Annotated in this window: 23 protein-coding genes; 16 read left to right on the top strand and 7 right to left on the bottom strand. The window is 67.7% G+C overall.

Annotated features, from left to right (window positions below):
• Nucleotides 1–97 precede the first annotated feature (97 nt).
• The 5 genes from rpsF to dnaB all read left to right on the top strand — a co-directional run bounded on the left by rpsF (nucleotide 98) and on the right by dnaB (nucleotide 3,167).
• Nucleotides 98–475, top strand: coding sequence for a 30S ribosomal protein S6 (gene rpsF / locus T336_RS0104435; RefSeq protein WP_011794371.1), 378 nt, complete (start codon nucleotides 98–100; stop codon nucleotides 473–475).
• A gap of 21 nt (nucleotides 476–496) precedes the next feature.
• Entirely contained in the window at nucleotides 497–793 is a 297-nt protein-coding gene (priB, locus tag T336_RS0104430) for a primosomal replication protein N (RefSeq protein ID WP_026431636.1), read from the top strand.
• Between the two features lie 19 nt (nucleotides 794–812).
• On the top strand, nucleotides 813–1,094 hold the full coding sequence (gene rpsR / locus T336_RS0104425) for a 30S ribosomal protein S18 (protein ID WP_011794373.1): 282 nt from the start codon (nucleotides 813–815) through the stop codon (nucleotides 1,092–1,094).
• A 12-nt stretch (nucleotides 1,095–1,106) separates the two neighbouring features.
• A complete protein-coding gene (rplI, locus tag T336_RS0104420; RefSeq protein ID WP_019703716.1) occupies nucleotides 1,107–1,559 on the top strand; it encodes a 50S ribosomal protein L9 in 453 nt (150 codons plus the stop codon).
• Nucleotides 1,560–1,745: 186 nt separating this feature from the next.
• Nucleotides 1,746–3,167, top strand: a complete 1,422-nt coding sequence (gene dnaB / locus T336_RS0104415) for a replicative DNA helicase (protein ID WP_013593704.1) — start codon at nucleotides 1,746–1,748, stop codon at nucleotides 3,165–3,167.
• A gap of 34 nt (nucleotides 3,168–3,201) precedes the next feature.
• Here the strand turns inward: dnaB and T336_RS0104410 are convergent, their stop codons facing one another.
• From T336_RS0104410 to T336_RS0104395, 4 genes are all read right to left on the bottom strand, one after another.
• Nucleotides 3,202–3,609 carry a hypothetical protein gene (locus T336_RS0104410; RefSeq protein WP_026431635.1) on the bottom strand — a complete coding sequence of 136 codons (408 nt, stop codon included), beginning with the start codon at nucleotides 3,607–3,609 and terminating at the stop codon, nucleotides 3,202–3,204.
• A gap of 3 nt (nucleotides 3,610–3,612) precedes the next feature.
• Complete coding sequence (locus T336_RS0104405; RefSeq protein WP_026431634.1) at nucleotides 3,613–5,451, bottom strand: PhoH family protein; 1,839 nt, start codon at nucleotides 5,449–5,451, stop codon at nucleotides 3,613–3,615.
• 171 nt (nucleotides 5,452–5,622) lie between these two features.
• Nucleotides 5,623–6,108, bottom strand: a complete 486-nt coding sequence (locus tag T336_RS0104400; protein ID WP_019703720.1) for a peroxiredoxin — start codon at nucleotides 6,106–6,108, stop codon at nucleotides 5,623–5,625.
• A gap of 147 nt (nucleotides 6,109–6,255) precedes the next feature.
• Nucleotides 6,256–6,633, bottom strand: a complete 378-nt coding sequence (locus T336_RS0104395) for an Mth938-like domain-containing protein (RefSeq protein WP_019703721.1) — start codon at nucleotides 6,631–6,633, stop codon at nucleotides 6,256–6,258.
• A 200-nt stretch (nucleotides 6,634–6,833) separates the two neighbouring features.
• On the opposite strand from T336_RS0104395, the gene T336_RS0104390 reads away from it, so the two are divergent.
• The 6 genes from T336_RS0104390 to T336_RS0104365 all read left to right on the top strand — a co-directional run bounded on the left by T336_RS0104390 (nucleotide 6,834) and on the right by T336_RS0104365 (nucleotide 13,142).
• Complete coding sequence (locus tag T336_RS0104390; protein WP_019703722.1) at nucleotides 6,834–8,063, top strand: pyridoxal phosphate-dependent aminotransferase; 1,230 nt, start codon at nucleotides 6,834–6,836, stop codon at nucleotides 8,061–8,063.
• 94 nt (nucleotides 8,064–8,157) lie between these two features.
• Nucleotides 8,158–9,492 carry a homoserine dehydrogenase gene (locus T336_RS0104385; protein ID WP_026431633.1) on the top strand — a complete coding sequence of 445 codons (1,335 nt, stop codon included), beginning with the start codon at nucleotides 8,158–8,160 and terminating at the stop codon, nucleotides 9,490–9,492.
• On the top strand, nucleotides 9,492–10,937 hold the full coding sequence (gene thrC / locus T336_RS0104380; protein ID WP_019703724.1) for a threonine synthase: 1,446 nt from the start codon (nucleotides 9,492–9,494) through the stop codon (nucleotides 10,935–10,937). Before T336_RS0104385 ends, thrC begins: the two co-directional genes overlap by 1 nt.
• A gap of 98 nt (nucleotides 10,938–11,035) precedes the next feature.
• The gene (mobB, locus tag T336_RS0104375) at nucleotides 11,036–11,590 is read left to right on the top strand and encodes a molybdopterin-guanine dinucleotide biosynthesis protein B (protein ID WP_026431632.1); all 555 of its coding nucleotides are present in this window, start codon (nucleotides 11,036–11,038) and stop codon (nucleotides 11,588–11,590) included.
• Complete coding sequence (locus T336_RS0104370) at nucleotides 11,587–12,858, top strand: molybdopterin molybdotransferase MoeA (protein ID WP_026431631.1); 1,272 nt, start codon at nucleotides 11,587–11,589, stop codon at nucleotides 12,856–12,858. The genes mobB and T336_RS0104370 overlap by 4 nt, the downstream gene beginning before the upstream one ends.
• The gene (locus T336_RS0104365) at nucleotides 12,855–13,142 is read left to right on the top strand and encodes a MoaD/ThiS family protein (RefSeq protein WP_051647049.1); all 288 of its coding nucleotides are present in this window, start codon (nucleotides 12,855–12,857) and stop codon (nucleotides 13,140–13,142) included. The genes T336_RS0104370 and T336_RS0104365 overlap by 4 nt, the downstream gene beginning before the upstream one ends.
• A gap of 10 nt (nucleotides 13,143–13,152) precedes the next feature.
• Here the strand turns inward: T336_RS0104365 and dapA are convergent, their stop codons facing one another.
• The 3 genes from dapA to T336_RS0104350 all read right to left on the bottom strand — a co-directional run bounded on the left by dapA (nucleotide 13,153) and on the right by T336_RS0104350 (nucleotide 14,825).
• Nucleotides 13,153–14,076, bottom strand: coding sequence for a 4-hydroxy-tetrahydrodipicolinate synthase (gene dapA, locus T336_RS0104360; protein WP_026431629.1), 924 nt, complete (start codon nucleotides 14,074–14,076; stop codon nucleotides 13,153–13,155).
• 133 nt (nucleotides 14,077–14,209) lie between these two features.
• Nucleotides 14,210–14,539 (bottom strand): hypothetical protein, encoded by a 330-nt coding sequence (locus T336_RS0104355; RefSeq protein ID WP_019703729.1) that lies wholly within the window; start codon nucleotides 14,537–14,539, stop codon nucleotides 14,210–14,212.
• 31 nt (nucleotides 14,540–14,570) lie between these two features.
• A complete protein-coding gene (locus T336_RS0104350) occupies nucleotides 14,571–14,825 on the bottom strand; it encodes a hypothetical protein (protein ID WP_011794389.1) in 255 nt (84 codons plus the stop codon).
• A 91-nt stretch (nucleotides 14,826–14,916) separates the two neighbouring features.
• Between T336_RS0104350 and T336_RS0104345 the strand changes: the two genes are divergently transcribed.
• From T336_RS0104345 to T336_RS0104325, 5 genes are all read left to right on the top strand, one after another.
• Entirely contained in the window at nucleotides 14,917–15,153 is a 237-nt protein-coding gene (locus T336_RS0104345) for a hypothetical protein (protein ID WP_019703730.1), read from the top strand.
• A gap of 5 nt (nucleotides 15,154–15,158) precedes the next feature.
• Complete coding sequence (gene moaE, locus T336_RS0104340) at nucleotides 15,159–15,674, top strand: molybdopterin synthase catalytic subunit MoaE (protein ID WP_051647048.1); 516 nt, start codon at nucleotides 15,159–15,161, stop codon at nucleotides 15,672–15,674.
• A gap of 165 nt (nucleotides 15,675–15,839) precedes the next feature.
• Entirely contained in the window at nucleotides 15,840–17,546 is a 1,707-nt protein-coding gene (locus T336_RS0104335) for a thiamine pyrophosphate-dependent enzyme (RefSeq protein ID WP_026431627.1), read from the top strand.
• Between the two features lie 48 nt (nucleotides 17,547–17,594).
• The gene (locus T336_RS0104330; protein ID WP_026431626.1) at nucleotides 17,595–19,607 is read left to right on the top strand and encodes a flavin monoamine oxidase family protein; all 2,013 of its coding nucleotides are present in this window, start codon (nucleotides 17,595–17,597) and stop codon (nucleotides 19,605–19,607) included.
• 26 nt (nucleotides 19,608–19,633) lie between these two features.
• A complete protein-coding gene (locus T336_RS0104325; RefSeq protein ID WP_026431625.1) occupies nucleotides 19,634–21,190 on the top strand; it encodes a ferritin-like domain-containing protein in 1,557 nt (518 codons plus the stop codon).
• Nucleotides 21,191–21,196: the final 6 nt, after the last annotated feature.

Raw genomic sequence — 21,196 nt, 5'->3', positions numbered from 1 at the left:
TGTACAAGCCGGCGAGGCTGGGGCTATAATCGCCGGCTTTGCCTTGCCACACTGCTTCACATGACGCGGCGGGTGGCTCATCCCAGAAGGAGATTACATGCGTCACTACGAAATCATCTTGCTGATCCATCCGGATCAAAGCGAACAGGTTCCAGCCATGCTGGAGCGCTACAAGGGCATGATCACTGCCGGCGGCGGCAAGATCCACCGCGTGGAAGACTGGGGCCGCCGCCAGCTGGCCTACATGATCAACAAGCTCGCCAAGGCCCATTACCTCTGCGTGAACATCGAGGCCGACCAGGCCGTGATGGCTGAACTGGAGCATGCCTTCAAGTTCAACGACGCCGTGCTGCGCCACCTGACCGTCGTGAAGAAGAAGGCCGAGACCGGCGCTTCCTCGATGATGAAGACCGTCGAGCGCGAAGAGGCACGCAAGGCCAGCCAGGCCGAGTTCGCCGCTGCCAACGAGCGCTGATCCGCCGCTTCCCCGGGAGCCGTGGAATCCCTCAACAGCGTGACGCTGACGGCCTGCATCGCGGAGACCAAGCCTCTGCGATACACACCGGCCGGCCTGCCCGCCCTGGACCTGAAGCTCGAGCACGGCTCGAAGCAGTCCGAGGCAGGCGTGCAGCGCGACGTTGCGGCGGTGGTGAAGGCGGTGGCCTTCGGCGCATTGGCCGAACGCCTCGCCCGGCAGGCACTGGGCAGCCTCTGGACCTTCCAGGGCTTCCTCGCCACGCCGCGCAACGCCAAGGGTCTGGTGTTCCACGTCCAGGACATTCAACAAGATTAATTTTCAAGAGGCTTTCCAAATGGCCACGTTCAAGAAGTTCAACAAGGACAAGCGTCCGAAGCGCAACACCCAGTCGCTGCTGTTCAAGCGCAAGCGCTTCTGCCGCTTCACGGTCGCAGGCGTCGAAGAGATCGACTACAAGGATGTCGACACGCTGCGCGACTTCATTGCCGAAAACGGCAAGATCATCCCCGCGCGCCTGACCGGCACGCGCGCCATCTACCAGCGTCAGCTGAACACCGCCATCAAGCGTGCGCGCTTCCTGGCCCTGGTGCCCTACAGCGACCAGCACAAGATCTGAGGAGCAAGAGCCATGCAAATCATCCTGCTCGACAAAGTGGTCAACCTCGGCAACCTCGGCGAAATCGTCAAGGTCAAGGACGGCTACGCACGCAATTTCCTGATCCCCTCGGGCCGCGCACGCCGCGCCACCGAAGCCAACAAGGCCGAATTCGAAGCCAAGCGCGTCGAACTCGAAAAGGCTGCAGCCGCCAAGCTGGCTGAAGCCCAGGGCCAGGGCGAGAAGCTCGGCGGCACGACCGTCAAGCTGACGCAGAAGGCCGGCGTGGACGGCCGCCTGTTCGGCTCCGTCACCAACCACGACATCGCCGAAGAGCTGAACAAGCAAGGCTACAAGGTCGCCAAGTCGCAGGTCCGCCTGCCCAACGGCCCCATCAAGACCGTGGGCGATTCCACGGTGAGCGTGGCCCTGCACACCGACGTGGTGGTGGAAGTCACCGTGTCCGTGTACGGCGAAACCGCCTGATCGGCCAGAAAGCCGGAGCGCTTTCCACCCTGGCAAAAGCCGCCTCCCGAGGCGGCTTTTGCGTTTTCTGGCGCGGCATCCGTGCACCGCCAGCCCACCGGCTGTGAACGGCTTTTCCACAGACTTGTCCACTGACCGACAGTTTCCGGCCCCGCTGCCGTGCCGGAAGCGCAAGGATCGATTGCCATGAGTTCCGACTTTCCTCCGCTGCACGAATCCGATTTCGCGTCTTCCGCCCCGGCGGACCAGGAGGTGGCCCGGTTGCGCATGCCTCCGCATTCGCTGGAGGCCGAGTCCAGCGTGCTGGGCGGGTTGCTGCTCGACAACATGGCCTGGGACCGGGTGGGCGACCTGCTGGTGGATGGGGATTTCTACCGGCACGAGCACCAGCTCATCTATTCGGCCATCGGCAAACTGGTGAATGCCAGCAAGCCGGCGGACGTGATCACGGTCTTCGGGGAGCTACAGAGCCTGGGCAAGGCCGAGGAGGTGGGCGGGCTGGCCTACCTCAACAACCTGGCGCAATACGTTCCCAGCGCCACCAACATCCGGCGCTACGCGGAGATCGTGCGCGAGCGCTCCATCCTGCGCAAGCTGGTCACGGCGAGCGACGAGATCTCCACGACGGCCTTCAACCCGAAGGGCAAGACGGTCGAGAAGATCCTGGACGAGGCCGAATCCAAGATCTTCGCCATCGGGGAGGAGGGCTCGCGCAACAAGCAGGGCTTCCAGTCGCTCGACACCCTGGTGGTGGACCTGCTGGACCAGGTGCAGGAGATGGCGGACAACCCGATGGACGTGACCGGCGTGCCGACGGGTTTCGCCGACCTGGACCGCATGACCTCGGGACTGCAGGCCGGCGACATGATCGTGCTGGCCGCGCGTCCTTCGATGGGCAAGACCTCGTTCGCCGTGAACATTGCCGAGCATGTGGCGCTCAACGAGGGCCTTCCCGTGGCCATCTTCTCGATGGAAATGGGCGCCGCCCAGCTGGCCGTGCGTATCGTGGGCTCGATCGGCCGCGTGAACCAGGGCAACCTGCGGACTGGCAAGCTGACCGACGAGGAATGGCCGCGCCTGACCGAAGCCATCGAGCGCCTGCGTACCGTGTCGCTGCACATCGACGAAACGCCGGGCCTGACCCCGGGCGAACTGCGGGCCAATGCCCGCCGCCTGGCCCGCCAGTGCGGCAAGCTCGGCCTGATCGTGGTGGACTACCTGCAGCTCATGAGCGGCTCGGGCGCGGGCAGCGCCGACAACCGGGCGACCGAACTGGGCGAGATCTCGCGGGGGCTGAAGATGCTGGCCAAGGAGCTGCAGTGCCCGGTGATCGCGCTTTCGCAGCTCAACCGTTCGGTGGAGCAGCGCACCGACAAGCGTCCCATGATGTCCGACCTGCGCGAATCCGGCGCCATCGAGCAGGATGCGGACATCATCATGTTCATCTACCGCGACGACTACTACAACAAGGACTCCAAGGAGCCCAACGTGGCCGAGGTCATCATCGGCAAGCAGCGGAACGGCCCCACGGGCACGGTGAAGCTGTTCTTCCAGAAGAACCAGACGCGGTTCGAGAACCTCGCCATGGGGTCGGGCGACGATTTCTGACGCCGGCCAGGGCTAGCCTGCGCCGCTCTGCGCCCTACACCCTGGCGATGGTGTAGATCACCGTTCCCAGCAACACCACGCCCAGCACCCCGCAGGCCACCACCAGGCGCTGCGCACCGGTGCGCAGCGCGCTCACGGTGGCGACGAGCTGGGCGTTCTGCTGGGCGAGCTGTTCGATGACTTCCAGGGCCTGGCGCTGCGATTGTTCCAGCGCCTGCACCTGGTCCTCCAGGGCGCCGAGGCGCTGCAGGGCCAGCTCCTGTGGCGACGGGGCTCCGGATGCCGCCAGGCGTGCGGCTTCCTCGTCCGCCTGTGCCTGTTCGGCCTCCCGCGCTCCCCGGCTGCGCAACAGCCCCTTCGCGGCCTTGATGAGCTGCGGAGAGGCCTCGATCACCTTGTCCCACGGGACGAGCTGGAGAGCGGTGATCCAGCTGATGGCCATGCGTCAGAGCACTTCGCTGGCGAAGTCCGCAAGGCGCGAGCGCTCGCCGCGCGCCAGGGTGATGTGCCCGCTGTGCGGCCAGCCCTTGAAGCGGTCCACCGCATAGGTGAGGCCGGAGGAGCCTTCGGTCAGGTAGGGCGTGTCGATCTGCGCGAGGTTGCCCATGCAGATGATCTTGGTGCCCGGGCCCGCGCGCGTGATCAGCGTCTTCATCTGCTTGGGCGTCAGGTTCTGCGCCTCGTCGATGATGACGTACTTGTTCAGGAAGGTGCGGCCGCGCATGAAGTTCATGCTCTTGATCTTGATGCGGCTGCGGATCAGCTCGTTGGTGGCCGCGCGGCCCCATTCGCCGGCGTTGCCGCCGTCGCCCTTGGCGAGGAATTCGAGGTTGTCGTCCAGGGCGCCCATCCAGGGGCCCATCTTCTCTTCCTCGGTGCCGGGCAGGAAGCCGATGTCCTCGCCCACGCTCACGGTGGCGCGGGTCATGATGATCTCGGTGTAGCGGCGCTCGTCCAGCACCTGCGTGAGGCCTGCGGCGAGTGCCATCAGTGTCTTGCCCGTGCCGGCCGTGCCGGTGAGCGTGACGAAATCGACCTCCGGGTCCATCAGCAGGTTCATCGCGAAGTTCTGCTCGCGGTTGCGCGTGTTCACGCCCCAGACGGTGTTCTTGGCCGAGCCGTAGTCCTTGAGGGTCTGCAGCACGGCGGTCTTGTCGCGGATCTCGGTGACACGCGCGAACAGGCTGGGCTCGCCGGGGGCCTCGAAATAGACGAACTGGTTGATCATGAGCTGCGGCACGATGGGTCCGCCGATGCGGTAGTACGTGTGCGCGCCGCTTTGCCAGCTCTCGACGTTCTTGCCGGTCTTCGTCCAGAAGTCGGCCGGCAGGGCCAGCACGCCGGAGTACAGCAGGTCGCCGTCTTCCAGTGCCTTGTCGTTCTGGTAGTCCTCCGCATTCAGGCCCAGCGCACGTGCCTTCACGCGCATGTTGATGTCCTTGGACACCAGCACCACCTCGCGCGGCGCGTATTTCTGGCGCAGCGCCTCCACCACGCCCAGGATCTGGTTGTCGGCCTTGCCCACGGGCAGGCTGGTGGGCAGGTGGTAGTCCAGCGGTTCGGTCTGGAAGTACAGGCAGCCGCCGGCCGCGCGCTGGCCGGTGGCATCCAGCTTGAGGCCGCGGGCGATGTCGGCGCCCTGGGTGGCGGCGAGCTGGTCGAGCGTGCGGCTTGCCTGCCGGCCGTTGCGCGCCACTTCGGTCATGCCCTTCTTGTGGCCGTCGAGCTCCTCCAGCACGATCATGGGCAGGAAGATGTCGTGCTCCTCGAAGCGGAAGAGGCTGGTCGGATCGTGCAGCAGGACGTTGGTGTCCAGCACGAACATCTTCGTGGGGCCGGTGCCGCGGCCTTTGCGGGGGCGGGCGGCGGCCTCGGGCGTTGGAGCGGCAGCGCGTGCGGGGACTGTCTCGCGCAGCGTCTGCGGCACGGTCGGCTGGACGGGGGCCGGCGCCGTGGCTGGCGCGGCGGCAGGGCGTTTTGCGCCTCGGCGGGAGGTGCTGTCCGCCGCGGCGGGCGCGGGGGCTGCGGCTACGGGTGCCGGGGCCGGTTCCGCGGCGGGAGCGGATGCGGAACGCTTGCGGCCGGCGCTGCCGGCAGCGCCGCGGGCGGTGCTCCTGGTGGCCTTGCGCGGCGTGGGGATGCCATCGGCCGGCAGTGCGGCCAGGCTGGCTTCCTCCAGGGTTTCCTCGGTCTGCGGGTCTTCCATGCGGGACTTGGCGGTGGCGCGGAAGGCATCCGGAGAAAGCAGGGCGGCGCGTTTCGTCGGTGCGGGGGGCAGGGGCATGGTGCGGGCCTTGGGAGGAGGACGGGAGGGGTCAGAAAGCAAAAAGCCGCCTGGAGACCGAGGCGGCTTTATGGGGGTGGGAGAGCGTTGCGTCGTGCAGCAGCATTGAAACCATTATGCACGGTTGCCGTGGCACTCCCGGCATGCCGCGCGCAACGCGGCTGTAGGCGCTTACGCCGCCTTCTTGAGGGCCTTGATGGACTTCACGGCCTTGAGGACCTCGTCCACGTGGCCGGGCACCTTGAGGCCGCGCCATTCCTGGACCAGCACGCCGTCGGGACCGATCAGGAAGGTGCTGCGCTCGATGCCCTTGACCTTCTTGCCGTACATGATCTTGTTCTTGACCACGCCGAACATGTGGCACATCTTCTCTTCGGTGTCGGCGATGAGTTCGAAGGGCAGTTCCAGCTTTTCCTTGAAGTCGTCGTGGGACTTCATGTTGTCGCGCGACACGCCGAACACGGCGGCGCCGGCCTGGACGAAATCCTCGTACTTGTCGCGGAACTGCATGGCCTCGGTGGTGCAGCCGGGGGTGTTGTCCTTGGGATAGAAGTACAGGATCAGGATCTGGCCGAGGTGCGATGTGTTGGAGACCTTGATGCCACCGGTCGCGTTGGCTTCGAATTCGGGGAGGGGTTTGTTGACAACGATCGCCATGGCACTTCAATCTTTGATGTAGTCGTTGAAAAGCCGGAGGAGTTGTGTGTTATTGCTCTTGGAAGGCCTCCGACCGCAACCCGTAATTTTACCTTGAAACGGACTCTTTCGCGAATCGCAGGTCTGTAACCAAGATCCAAGCGCGTTTCACGCCTTGGGTTCCAGCAGCAGCGCGGCGACCACGTGGCGGCCTTCCCCCGCCAGGATGTTGTAGGTCCGGCATGCGGCCTGGGTGTCCATGGTTTCCAGGCCGATGCGCCGCGCCATGAGGGGCCGCAGCCAGGCCGGCGGAGGGAACCGGTTGCGCTGTCCGCTGCCGAAGATGACCACTTCGGCGTCGAGTTCCGCGAGCAGCGCGAAATGCTCGGCGGTCAGGTCCTCGAAGCGGCTGCACTGCCATTCCCGCCGCTCGCCCCGGGAGCCGATCACCACGCTGCCGGTAAGTTTTTCCCCATCGACCGCGATCCAGTCCGGGCCGTAGGCGCTGATGGTCTGGGCTTCGGAGCGGTCGGGCTGGAATTTCATGGGAAGGGGCGCCTTCGGGAGTGCGTTGCGGGCCGGCACGGCACCCGGCGCAGCGGGGCGGGGATCCACCGTGGAACTGTGGTCAAATTATAGGTTTCGCCAGAGGCTGCGCCGCCTGGCGGGGTATCGGGGAGCGTTCTCCGGCGCCTTACCGTTCACTCTTCCAGGCCCCGCGGCGTGCGCCCCGGGCCCGTCGCACGATGAAGACGATCCACAAGTCCGCGAAGCTGAATAACGTTCTCTACGATGTGCGGGGCCCGATCGTGGATGCGGCCAAGCAGATGGAGGACGAGGGCCAGAAGATCATCAAGCTCAACATCGGCAACCTCGCGCCGTTCGGTTTCGATGCACCCGAAGAGATCCAGCAGGACATGATCCGCAACCTGCCGAACTCGGCAGGCTATTCGGACAGCAAGGGCATCTTCGCGGCGCGCAAGGCCGTGATGCACTACAGCCAGCAGCAGGGCGTGAAGGGCGTGACGCTCGACGACATCTACCTGGGCAACGGCGCGAGCGACCTGATCACCATGGCCACCAACGCGCTGCTCGACGATGGCGACGAGCTGCTGGTGCCCGCGCCCGACTACCCGCTCTGGACGGCCGCCGCGAGCCTGTCCGGCGGCCGGCCGGTGCACTACCTGTGCGACGAGGCCAACGGCTGGATGCCGAACCTCGACGACATCCGCGCCAAGATCACGCCCCGCACCAAGGGCCTGGTGGTGATCAACCCGAACAACCCCACGGGCGCGCTGTATTCCGACGAGCTGCTGCGCGCGCTGGTGCAGATCGCGCGCGACCACGGCCTCGTGCTGCTGGCCGACGAGGTGTACGACAAGGTGCTCTACGACGGCGAGCGCCACACGGCCATGGCCAGCCTCTCGACCGACGTGCTCACGCTCACCTTCAATTCGCTCTCGAAGGCCTACCGCTCGTGCGGCTACCGCGCCGGCTGGATGGTGGTGTCGGGCAACAAGGCCGTGGCCCGCGACTACATCGAGGGCATCAACATGCTGGCCAACATCAAGCTGGGCTCCAACGTGCCCGGGCAGTGGGCGATCCAGACGGCGCTGGGCGGCTACCAGAGCATCAATGACCTGGTCCGCGAAGGCGGGCGCCTCTGCCGGCAGCGCGACCTGGCCTACGAACTCATCTCGGCGATCCCGGGCGTGAGCTGCGTGAAACCCAAGGCGGCGCTGTACATGTTCCCGCGCCTCGACCCGGCCATGTACCCCATCGCCGACGACCGCCAGTTCTTCATGGAAGTGCTGCGCGCCACCCGCGTGATGCTGGTGCAGGGCTCGGGCTTCAACTATCCCGACCAGCAGCATTTCCGCATCGTGTTCCTCCCGCACGAGGACGACCTGCGCGAGGCCATCGGCCGCCTGGCGGACTTCCTGGCGCTCTACCGCCAGAAACATGCGGCCGCGTGACGCGTGGCGGCGCCCTGTTCCTTCCGAATTCCAACCATTGCCGGCAGCGCACCACCTCCCGCGCCGCGGCACCTTCTGACTGAGATTCCCGACCATGAAACCGATCCAAGTGGGCCTGCTGGGCATTGGCACCGTCGGCAGCGGCGTGTTCAACGTGCTGCGACGCAACCAGGAGGAGATCCGCCGCCGCGCGGGCCGCGGCATCGAGATCGCCATGGTGGCGGACCTCGACGTGGAGCGCGCCCGCTCCGTTGCCGGCAGCAGCGTGCAGGTGGTGAACGATGCGCGCGCCGTGATCGCCAACCCCGACATCGACATCGTCGTGGAGCTGATCGGCGGCTACGGCGTGGCCAAGGCGCTGGTGATGGAAGCCATCGCGGCCGGCAAGCACGTGGTCACGGCCAACAAGGCCCTGCTGGCGGTGCATGGCACGGAGATCTTCGCGGCCGCCTCGGCCAAGGGCGTCATGGTGGCCTTCGAGGCCGCGGTGGCCGGCGGCATCCCGATCATCAAGGCGCTGCGCGAGGGCCTGACGGCCAACCGCATCCAGTGGATCGCCGGCATCATCAACGGTACGACGAACTTCATCCTCTCGGAGATGCGCGACAAGGGTCTCGACTTCGACGTGGTGCTCAAGGAGGCGCAGCGCCTGGGCTACGCCGAGGCCGACCCGACCTTCGACATCGAGGGCGTGGACGCGGCCCACAAGGCCACGATCATGAGCGCCATCGCCTTCGGCATCCCGGTGCAGTTCGACAAGGCCTACGTGGAAGGCATCACCAGGCTCGCCGCGGCGGACATCCGCTATGCCGAGCAGCTCGGCTACCGCATCAAGCTGCTGGGCATCGCCAAGCGGCGCGAGGGCGGGGTGGAGCTGCGCGTGCATCCGAGCCTGGTGCCGTCCAAGCGGCTGATCGCCAACGTGGAGGGCGCGATGAATGCCGTGGTGGTGCAGGCCGATGCCGTGGGCACCACGCTCTACTACGGCAAGGGCGCGGGCAGCGAGCCCACGGCCAGCGCCGTGATCGCCGACCTGGTGGACATCGCCCGCCTGGCGGCGGCCGACCCTGAACACCGCGTGCCGCACCTGGCCTTCCAGCCGAACACGCTCGACGAGGCGCGCGACGCGCTGCCCGTGCTGCCCATGGCCGAGGTGGTCACCAGCTACTACCTGCGCCTGCGCGTGGCCGACGAGGCCGGCGTGCTCGCCAAGGTGACGGGGCTGCTGGCCGGCGCCGGCATCAGCATCGACGCCGTGCTGCAGCGCGAGGCCGACGAGGTGGGCGGCGAGGGCGCCACGCACACCGATCTGATCATCCTCACGCACGACACGCGCGAGGGTACGATGAACGAAGCGATCGCGCAGATGCAGGCCCTGCCCACGGTGCTGGGGCCGATCGTGCGTGTCCGCAAGGAGGAGCTGAACTGATGCGATACCTCTCCACCCGCGGGCACGCGGACCGCAAGAGCTTCTGCGAGATCCTGCTCGAAGGCCTGGCGCCCGACGGCGGACTGTACCTGCCGGAGCATTACCCGCAGATCGACGACGCCGCCCTCACGCGGCTGCGCGCGGCCTACCATGAGCAGGGCTATGCGGAGCTGGCGTTCCAGATCCTGTCGCTCTACATCGACGACATCCCGGCGGCCGACCTCAAGCGCCTGTGCGAGAAGACGTACACGGCCGAGGTGTTCGGCACGGGCGAGATCGTGCCGCTGCGCCACCTGGAGAACAGCCTGTGGCTGGAGGCGCTCTCCAACGGCCCCACGCTGGCGTTCAAGGACATGGCGATGCAGCTGCTGGGCAACCTGTTCGAGTACGAGCTGGGCCGGCGCGGCGAGGAACTGAACATCCTGGGCGCGACCAGCGGCGACACGGGCAGCGCGGCCGAGTACGCGATGCGCGGCAAGCGCGGCATCCGCGTGTTCATGACGAGCCCGCACGGCCGCATGAGCGCCTTCCAGCAGGCGCAGATGTTCAGCCTGCAGGATGCGAACATCTTCAACATCGCCATCGAAGGCGTGTTCGACGACTGCCAGGACATCGTCAAGGCCGTGAGCAACGACCTGGAGTTCAAGCGCCGCTTCAAGATCGGCACGGTGAACTCGATCAACTGGGCGCGGCTGCTCGCCCAGGTGGTGTACTACTTCGCGGGCTACGTGCAGGCCACCGAGTCGAACGACCAGAAGGTCAGCTTCACGGTGCCGTCGGGCAATTTCGGCAACGTCTGCGCGGGCCACGTGGCGCGCATGATGGGCCTGCCCATCGACAGGCTCGTGGTGGCGACCAACGAGAACGACGTGCTCGACGAGTTCTTCCGCACGGGCATCTACCGCGTGCGCGGCAGCGCCGACACGCACGAGACATCGAGCCCCTCGATGGACATCAGCAAGGCCAGCAACTTCGAGCGCTTCGTGTTCGACCTGCTGGGCCGGGATGCGGAGGCCACGCGCCGGCTGTTCGGCGACGCCGTGGTGCGCGAAGGCCGCTTCGACCTGAGCAGCGATCCGCGCTTCGCCGAGGCCGCGTCGCGCTACGGGTTCGTGAGCGGGCGCAGCACGCACGCGGACCGCATCGCGACCATCCGCGACACCTTCCAGCGCTTCGGCATCACGATCGACACGCACACCGCCGACGGCGTGAAGGTGGCGCGCGAGCACACCGATCCGGGCGTGCCGATGCTGGTGCTGGAAACCGCCCTGCCGATCAAGTTCGCCGAGACGATCCAGGAGGCACTGGGCCATGCGCCCGAGCGCCCCGCGAAGTTCGACGGCATCGAGCGCCTGCCCAAGCGCGTGCAGGTGATGCCGGCCGACGTGGACCTGGTGAAGGCCTACATCACGCGCCACTGCGACGGCGCGGCCGCGGCGGCCTGACCGCCGGGCATGGCCCGGGTGACGCCGCACAGGCGCGGGCCGCTTCGGTCGCCGCGCGCGGCGCGCTTCCGGCCTCGGCACATCCACGGAGGGCATGCATGAAAGTCGTCGGTTTCGCCGGTTTCTCCAACAGTGGCAAGACCACGCTCGTCGAGCGCCTGATCCCGCTCATGCGTTCGCACGGGCTGCGCGTGTCGGTGGTCAAGCATGCCCACCATCGGTTCGACATCGACCGGCCCGGCAAGGACACGTGGCGTCACCGCACGGCGGGTGCCTACGAGGTGGTGGCCTCGTCCGACCTGCGCATGGCCCTCATGCGCGAGTACGAGCAGCCGGCCGAGCCCGTGGTGCACGACCTCATTGCCAGGCTGGACGCTGCCGTGGACTGGGTGTTCGTCGAAGGCTTCAAGGAGAGCGACCTGCCCAAGATCGAGGTGTGGCGGTCGCCTTCCGGCGACTATCCGGCCCAGCCCCTGCGTTTCCCCCATGACCCCCGCATCGTGGCCGTGGCGGCCGACGTGCCGGGCGATCGCCTGCCGGTGCTGCCCGGCGCATTGCCGGTCTTCGACGCGAATGCACCGGCCGTGCTGGCCGACTGGCTGCGTGCCGGTGGCGAGCGCTGGGCGTACCGCGGTGCGGAGGCCCGGGCATGAGCACGGTTCCTGCGGCTACCCGTCCGCCCCTCAAGCCCCTGGACGATGCGCTGGCGGAGCTGCTTGCCCAGGCCGGCCCGCTCGAAGGCATGGAGGAGGTGGACACCTTCGAGGCCGACGGCCGCGTGCTGGCGGTCGCTGCCGTGTCGCCGTTGCGGGTGCCGCCGCACGACAACAGCGCCATGGATGGCTATGCCGTGCGCCGGGCGGACGTTGCCGCAGAACGGGGCTTCCAGGCCATCGAGCTGCACTGTGATCTGCCCGTCTCCCAGCGCATCGCGGCCGGCTCCGCACCGCAGCCGCTGGAGCCGGGCACGGCCGCGCGCATCTTCACGGGCGCGCCCCTGCCGCCCGGCGCGGATGCCGTGTGCATGCAGGAGGACTGCGAGGCGCTCGATGGTGGAGCGCGCGTGCGCATCCAGGCCGTACCCCGGGCGGGCCAGTGGGTGCGCCGTGCGGGCGAGGACATCGAAACCGGTGCGACGGTGCTCGCGGCCGGCACGCGGCTGACGCCGGCCGCGCTGGGGTTGGCAGCCAGCATCGGACTGGCCCGGCTGCGCGTGGCGCGCCGGCCCCGCGTCGCGCTGTTTTCCACGGGTGACGAACTGGTGATGCCCGGCGAGGTGCCGCCGGAGCGCATGCCGCCGGGGGCCATCTACAACAGCAACCGCTTCTTCCTGCGCGCGATGCTGCTGCGGCTGGGCTGCGAGGTGTCGGATTTCGGCATCGTGCCCGACCGGCTCGAAGCCACGCAACAGGCGCTGGCCGATGCTGCAGCGGCGCATGACCTGGTGCTTACCAGCGGCGGCGTGTCGGTGGGCGAGGAAGACCATGTGAAGCCCGCCGTGGCCGCGCTCGGGCGCATCGACCTCTGGCAGGTGGCGCTGAAGCCGGGCAAGCCTTTCGCGCATGGCTGCATCGGCGAGCGCGTGCATTTCATGGGACTGCCGGGCAATCCGGTGTCCAGCCTCGTCACCTTCGCGATCCTGGTGCGGCCGTTCCTGCTGCGGCTGCAGGGCGTGCAGGATGTCACGCCGCGCGCCGTGGAGGCGAGGGCGAATTTCCACTGGCCCCGGGCCGACAAGCGGCGCGAGTTCCTGCGCGTGCGCCGCGATGCCGACGGTGGATTGGATCTGTTCCCGAACCAGGGCTCGGGGGTGCTGACCTCCGCGGCCTGGTGCGATGGTCTGGTGGACAACCCGCCGGGCCGCACCATCGCCCGTGGCGACTCGGTGCGCTTCATCCCGTTTTCCGACCTGCTCGCATGACCTCCGGCACGACCCCTCCATCCTCTCCCGCCGTGACGGTCACCGTGCGGTATTTCGCGTCCATCCGCGAGGCGGTGGGGCAGGGCAGCGAGACCCTGTCCACGCAGGCCGGCACGGTGGGGGCGCTGCGCGAGGCGCTGATCGCCCGCGGCGGGCCGTGGGCGGAGAGCCTGGCGCGCGGACGTGCCGTGCGCACGGCGCTGGACCAGGTGCTGTGCGCCGAGGACGCCGTGCTGCCGGACGGTGCCGAGGTCGCGTTCTTCCCCCCCGTGACGGGCGGCTGAGTCCGCCGTATCAGGCCATGGCCTGGTCCAGCGCCTGCAACTGGCGGGCCTGGGCGCGTGCTGCCTCTTGCAAACGCAGGGCGAGCGCGGCGGAGGCCGGCGCCATGGGCGCGCGCAGCGTGCCGTCCATCCATCCCTCCGCGGCAAGGAGGGCCTTGACCGGTGCCGGATTGGGCTCCGCGAAGAAAGCCTCGATCAGCGGCAGGAGGGCGCGCCAGAGTTCCCGTGCCCGGCCGAGGTCGCCGCGCTCGATGGCTTCCAGGCACTGCACGAGGCGCGCGGGCTGCCAGTGGGCGCTGGCCGCGATGGCCCCGGCCCCGCCGAGCGCGGCTGTTGTGAAGATGTGGGCGTCCTCGCCCGCCAGCACCTGCAGTGCCCCATCGGCGATGAGGGCCTGCGTCTTGGAAGCGTTGCCGCCGCAGTCCTTGAGGGCCCGGATGTTGGGATGGGCCGCCAGGGTGCGCAGCGTGCCCAGTTCGAGCGTGGCGCCCGTGCGGTACGGGATGTCGTACACGATGAGCGGCACGGCGCTCGCTTCGGCGATCGCGTGGAACCACTGCAGCAGCCCCGGCTGGGACGGCCGGATGTAGTGCGGCGCGGGCACCAGCAGCCCGGCCAGCGGCAACGCGCCGAGGCGGCGGGCGCGCTGCACCGCGTGGTCGAGGTGGTGGTCCGACAGGCCCATCACCACCGGAAGGCCACCGGCCGCGTCCAGGATGGCGGCCAGTACCGCGTCCTGCTCTGGCTCATCCAGCGCTGCGGCTTCACCGGTGGATCCGCAGGCCACGAAGCCCGCGATGCCTTCGCCCGCGAGCCGGCGGACCAGCGCATCGAGACCGGCATGGTCCACCGCGTCTCCCGATGGGCTGAAAGGGGTGACGAGGGGGACCCACAGGCCGGAGAAGTCGCCGCGGGCGCGCTGCGGCCGGGGCATGGAAGGAGGAGACAGCGCTGGGTCGAGGGGCATGCGGCTCAGTTTATCGGCGCTGCCGTAAAAGCGTTGTCAATAAGTGCCGTGGCGCGTTTCAAAGTGCGCCGCCGCCCCCGGGCCCGGTGGCCCGCGGCTTTCACGCAGGATCCGTCGGCGCCTCGGGCAATTCGGGGCTGCGCCAGTTCAGCAATTCCGCCAGGCGCAGCGTGATCCACCGCGCCTCGATGGGCGACACGCCGGCGCCAGGGGTGCACAGGCCGGCGTGGATGCGGCCGAGGATCTCCGCCTCCGAGGGCGCCTGCACGTGGTAGAGCGTCTGCGCCTGCTCCACGAGGTGGTTGGCGAGGTCCTCGCACAGTTCGTAGCGTTCGCGTATTTCGGCCGCGGGCGCCGTCAGGCGCTGGCGCGCGTCGCTGTAGAGCGCGGTGAAGGAGGGCGGGACGAAGATCTGGTTGTCGTCGTGCATGGGCAGCAGTGCGGGGCAGGCCGGCCGTGGTTCAGTCGGGGGTGAAGAGCCGTTCGAAGCGCCGGGCGTCGTCCGCCTGCTCGAAGGTGACGAGCTGCCCCATCTTGTTGTCCTCGCGGCGGCACGCGGCGAACAGGCTGGCCGGGCCGGCCAGGCCGTAGTCCGGCAGGTGGATGAGCGCATACGGATGCGGCACGAAGACCTGGTGCGCATACACGCCGCGGTGCTGGTTGCGCGGCGAAGGGAACAGGACGTAGAGTTCGGTGGTGATGGTCTGCGTGGCCATGGGCGGCCACTGTAGCAAACCGCTCGAACGGCGGCCGTTCCCGTGGACAATCCGGCCTGGACATCACGCACACGAGCACGAGGAAGACTGCATGGCACGCCAGGACAAGAACGCATGGGCCGCGAAGGTGTTCGCCCTGATCCGGGGCGGGCAGACGCAGGCCGCCATGGCGCAGATCAAGGTCGCGCCCTCGGCGGGTGACGTCGCGCGGCTGCAGGCACTGCTGGCGGGCGTGCCGTCCGATACCCCCGTGCGGCGCCAGCTCGACGCGTTCATCGAGGAGGAGCGCGCGCTGCTTGCCGCGCCCCGCCTGCACCGGGCGCCCTGACCGCCATGGCCGGTACGCTGTCTTCCATTCCTCCGGCCCGCGCGGAAGGCGGCGCCCGGGTCTCCATCCAGCCGCAGGACTTCGATGTCTCGGCCGAGCTGGCGGCGCTGCGTGCGCAGGACGGGCGCGTGGGTGCCGTCTGCTGCTTCGTTGGCACGGTGCGCGACCGCAGCGACGGCGACGCCGTGGCGGCGATGGAGCTGGAGCACTATCCCGGCATGACGGAAAAATCCATCGAGGCGATGGTGGATGAAGCCCTGCGGCGCTTCGACATCTTTGCCGCGCGCGTGGTGCACCGGGTGGGCCTGCTGGCGCCGCAGGACCAGATCGTGCTGGTGGCCGTCACCTCGGCCCACCGCGGCCAGAGCTTCCAGGCCTGTGAATTCCTCATGGACTACCTCAAGACACAGGCGCCTTTCTGGAAGAAGGAAGCCACGCCGCAAGGCGCTCGCTGGGTGGACGCGCGCGTCAGCGACGATGCGGCGCTGGCCCGCTGGGGCATCGCGTCGGGCAATGCCTGAAGCCGTGCCCGCGATCGCGCGGCCCGCCCCGGTGGGCCGCGCGCCGCCTTCCGTTCGCGCATAAGGGTAATCCCACCCCCCGCCAGCGCATCTTCCCCGATACTGTTGAGCCATAACGGCGAAAAGCCAGACAACGTGTGCTCAGAGGGTCAGGGAGGGAGCAGCATGAAAACTGTGATTTTCACAGTGGCGGACTATTTGCTCGCGCGGCTGAAGCAGTTGGATGTGACCGAGGTCTTCCAGATCCCCGGCGACTACGTCAAGCACTTCACGCAGGCGCTCGAGCATTTCCCGGGCATCGCCACCATCGGCGCGGCCAACGAACTGGACGCGGCCTATGCCGCCGACGCGTATGCCCGCACCCGGGGGCTGGGCGCCGTATCGCTCCAGTACGGCGTCAGCACGTTCAGCGCACTGAACGCGATTGCCGGGGCCTATGTGGAGCGCAGCCCGGTGGTGGTCATCAGCGCCACGCCCGGCTCCGACGCCCGCAACATCACCGGCATGTACGGCGTCACGTTCCACCATTCCACGGGGGATCTGGACGCCGACCAGAAGGTGTTCGAGAACGTGACGGTGGCCGCCCGCACGCTGAGCACGAACGTGGGCGCGGCTGAAGCCATCGACGAGCTGATCGTCGAGGCGCTGACGCACAGCCGGCCGGTCTATATCGCCTGCTACAAGGAAGTGTGGGGCCAGCCCTGTCCCCGCCCGCCCCGCACGCCTCTGAAGGCGCGCGAACTCAAGGGGCCGCCCGACGCCCTCCAGGATGCGGTCGCGCAGGCGTGGAGCATGATCACCGCGGCCCGCAAGCCCGTCATCCTGGCGGGCGAAGAAATCCTGCGCTTCGGCCTGGGCGGCCTGCTGCAGCAGGTCATCGACGCGAGCGGTTTCGTCTATACCACCACGTCCCTGGGCAAGACGGTGCTGGACGAAGGCGGCCCCAAGTTCCTGGGCACCTACTCGGACGAAGCGTCCATTCCCGGCGTGATCGACGCGGTCCTGAACGCCGACTGCGTGCTGTGCCTGGGCACCCTCGTCACCGACGACTACCTGATCTTCATCGAGAAGCAGTACGCGAACATGGTCCTGGCCACGGCGCAGGGCGCGCGTGCTGGGTACTTCCAGTACCCGGATGTGGTGATGAAGGAGTTCATGCAGGCGCTGCTCGCGAAGTTCAAGGGCAGCAAGGCGTATCCCGTCAAGGCGATTGCCCCGCCGCAGCCGATCTATCCGGAGCCCTGGAAGAGCAACTCGGACCCGAAGTTCGACGCGCAGCCCGAGGTCATCACCTTCAATCGCTTCTTCCAGCACTCGATGGATTTCCTGGCCGAGGCCGGCCACCTGGACGAGATCGTCATGCCGCTCGGCGTGAGCAGCGCCATGTACGTGGCCACGAACGCCTATGGCATGCGCCAGGGCAGCTTCATGGCTTCGGCCGCCTGGCAGTGCGTGGGCTTCGAGACCGGGGCAGCCAGCGGCGCCCAGCTGGGCAGCCGCAAGCGCACGTGGGCGGTGGCCGGCGACGGCAGCGTGATGATGATGTGCCAGGCCATCAGCACCCTGGCCAGGTACAAGCTCAACAGCGTGATCTTCGTGATGAGCAACCAGGTCTACGCCATCGAGCAGGTGTACGTGGACATGAGCGCCTTCCAGACAGGCCAATTCGACACCTTCGACATCCTGCCCCGCTGGAATTACCTGGCACTGGCCCAGGCCTACGGCGCCGAAGGATTCCGCCTGGAGACCGTGTCCGACCTGAAGGCCGCGCTGCCGCGGATATGGAAGGTCGAGGACCGCCCGGCGCTGGTGGAGGTCGTCATTCCCGCGACCGACCTGGCCGGACAAATGAAGCGCCTGGGCAGCGAGTGACGCTGGCCGGGTGGCCCCTCCGTTCCTTTCCTTTGACGGGATCCCACGATGACCAAGAAGACCTATTCCATCTTCGGCGCAGGTGCCGCCGGCCTGTACACCGCCTGGCGCCTGCTCCAGGGCCGGCAGAAGAACGCGAAGTCTGCCAGCCGCCAGCTCAAGCGCGGCGATGTGCTCGAACTGTACGACTGGGGCCAATACGATTTCAGCGCCGCCCACCCCGGCACGCGGGCCCCGGGGGCACGCATCTGCACCTGGCACTACCGGAACGACCCCGGCAACTCCTATGTGGAACTGGGCGGCATGCGCTACTCGCACTGGGAATCCACGCCGACCAGGGAGTTTCCCAACCCCAACGGCGGCACCACGCCCGGGCACCGGCTGGTCACCACCGTCATCCATGAACTGGGCCTGGACAAGTTCAGCGTGCCCTTCAACGTGACGGACAACCAGCTCTACAGCCTGCGCACCCGCAACTTCTACCTGAACGACATCACCAGCAACCACCCGGCACCCTATGCCGCGGCCAACTATGCGGCGGGTGTCAGCCCCGACAACGGGTTCTCCGTGCTGCAGAACCTGGTGCCCCAGACGCAGGGCAGCCATTGGACGCGCAGGGACTGGTGCCATTTCTACACCACGGGCGTCATCGAGCGGCAGCAGTCCGACGGATACGTCTTCCAGCAAGGCGACCGCCTGCGCGACATCGGCTACTGGAACCTGCTGTACGACCAGCTGGGCTCCGAAGGGTTCGAGTACGCGTCCGACGGCAACGGCTACAGCTCGAACGTCATCAACACCCATGCCGGCGTGTCGATGAACATCAACAACGAGTTCACGCCGGGCACGCAGTACCGCACCCTCACGACCGGCTTCTCGGGCATGTTCAATGCACTCTTCGACCGGATCGAGAAGCTCGCCAGGGCCAAGGGGGTGGTCTTCAACTACCGGCCCAACACACGCCTGCACTCCATCCTCTGGAAGGACGGGAAGGCCGAATTCACGCTGGCCACGCGTGCCGAGCCGGACAAGCCCGGTGCCCGGGGCCAGGCCGATGCGGCGTGGCTGGCGATGGGGCGGGGGCCCCTCGACCAGGTGGCCCAGGCGACCCGCTACCAGGAGCAGCCCGGGCTGGACGTGCTGAACCACGAGAAGGTCACCCTGTACCGGGAGGCCACCATCATGCAGCCCTCCTACAAGGTGGGCATGTTCTTCGACTCCGACTGGTACTCGGAACTGGCAAGCCAGCCGCCGACCTATCCCGCCAGGATCGAGGGCCATTGCGTCACGCAGACCGAGATCGCGGAGCTGGCGAAGCGCAAGTTCCCGGCCCCGGCCCTCAAGGTGCTGGAAACCCTCGCGTTCACTCCCTATGCGGCCATCGGCGCCCTGGTGGCGGCCATCGAGGCGCAGACCGGCACCGCCTTGACGGTCCGGCAGGTGCAGGACCTGAAGGCCGTTTCCGCCAACAACACCATCGGACCCAGCGTGACCGACTCGCCCATCCGCATGGTGGTGTACTTCGGCAACAACGCCACCAAGGGCAAAGGCAAACCCGTCTACGGCATCCTGGCCAGCTACGACGACGAGGACAACGCGGGATTCTGGCGGCAGCTGGAGCTGCAGCCGAACACCGACCGCACGGTCCCGGCATCGCGGGACACGCAGCCGCTCGAGGGCCCGCGCCCGGTGCCGCCCGCGATGGTCAAGATGCTGCGCAAGCTCCTGGCCACGGTGCACTTCGGCCCGAATGCCGACTACTCCAGCGTGCCCGAGCCCCTGGAGGCCGCGTACATGGACTGGTCGCTGCCGCCCTTCCATGCGGGCTACCACGAGTGGGCGCCGCACTACGACATCGCCGATGTGCAGCGCAAGATCCGCAAGCCCTCGCAGCTGATCCCCGGGCAGGACGCCGACATCTTCATCGTGGGAGAGGCCTACTCCAACGACCAGGCCTGGGTGGAGGGGGCCTACTGCGTCGCCGAGAGCGTGCTGAACGACTTCTTCGGCATCCAGCCGCTGATCGACGACCGCGAGTACCCGTTCATCTGTCCCGCCTGAGGCCATCCCTTTCGCCAGGAGAAACCATGCTTCGCCAACAGATCTTGCGCCACCTCGGCGAGGGGCGGCTGCGCCAAGCGGGCCTTGCCGCTGCTTCCGCCGCCACCGCTTCCTTCGCCTCCGTTTCCACCTCCGTCCACGAAGCGGTAGCGGCTCTCATACCGCCCGAGTTTTCCCCCCGGGATTACGTCGCCTACCTGCTGAGCATCGACGCCGAAATCGAGCACTGCCTGATGGTGCAGTACCTGTACGGGGCCTATTCCATGGGGGGGCCGCAGGTGCCGCCCGAATACCGCGATCTGGTGCGCGAATGGCAGGAGGTCATCCTGGGCATCGCGAAGGAGGAGATGGGCCACCTGATGTGCGTGCAGAACGTGCTGCGCCTGATCGGAGCGCCCCTGCATCTGGAGCGCGAGGACTACCCCTGGGATACGCCGTTCTACCCGTTCCCCTTCATGCTCGAGCCGCTCTCGCTCGATTCGCTGGCCAAGTACGTGTTCACGGAGTCGCCCGAGCACTGGGACGGCGGTGCGCTGGGCGATGAGATCCGGGCTCGGGTGGATGCGCAGGCGGACAACCCGCACAAGGTGTCCGAACTGTTCGGCGTGCTGATCCCGCTGATCCAGAACGCGCAGATCATTCCCGACGAAACCTTCGATCCCGACACCTGGCCCTACCAGGCCGACTGGGCGGAATGGGGGCGCGGCTACCACGGCGGCCAGCGCGGCAACCTGACCCGCAGCGGCATCCCCCAGACCCCCGACGTGCTGGTGGTGCCGCTGGTTTCGCGGGATGACGCAGTCTCGGCGCTCAACGCGGTCGCGACCCAGGGCGAGGCGACTTCGGGCGACCAGCCTTCGCACTTCGTGCGCTTCCTGGCGATCTATGTGGAGATGGTCGCCGCGCTCGAAGGCCGCACGGTCACGCCCGAGCAATGGGAAGCGGCCAGGCCTGCCGACATGGGTGCCGCCACCTGGCGCCAGGCGTATCGGGAAGAGCGCCTGAAGCGCTGCAGCCATCGCGCCGGCTGGGCCCCGTCGCGCGCGGTCGCAGTCAACCCCTATGTGGCGCTCGATACCGCCGCTCTTCCGGAGCAGGGCGGCACTCCCACCACGCCCATCACCCATCCGGAGACCAGGCTCTGGGCGCATCTGCAGAACGTGCGCTACCGCATGCTGCTGGACTTCCTGAGCCACAGCTTCGCCCTGCACGGCGGGCTGCGCTCGGCGGGCCGCATGACGCCGCGCGGCACCATCATCAACGCCGCCTTCGGCGAGATGTACAACCTGCGCGCCCTGGCCGAGGTGCTGATGAGTTCGCCGGTGTCTGACGACCCCGCGGACGGCCTTGCCGGCCCGCCCTTCCAGACGCCCTACACCCTGAATATCCCGGGCTCCGAGCGTGACCGATGGCGTGGCCACCTGGACCGGCTGGCCGCCTCCCGGACCCTGATCGACCGCCTGCTGGGGTGCTGTGCCGAGTCGCGCAGGCCTTACCTGTTCGCTCTGCGCGAGGCCGACGAGAAGTTGGGCCAGCTCGCCAGAACGATCCTGTCCGGATCGGTCGATCCCGCACTGATCTAGGAGACT

Source organism: Paracidovorax oryzae ATCC 19882, assembly GCF_000687165.1.
In the GTDB taxonomy this organism is placed as follows: domain Bacteria; phylum Pseudomonadota; class Gammaproteobacteria; order Burkholderiales; family Burkholderiaceae_C; genus Paracidovorax; species Paracidovorax oryzae.
The sequence above is the reverse complement of the archived record's forward strand: the minus strand, read 5'-3'. Positions and strand labels throughout refer to the sequence as shown.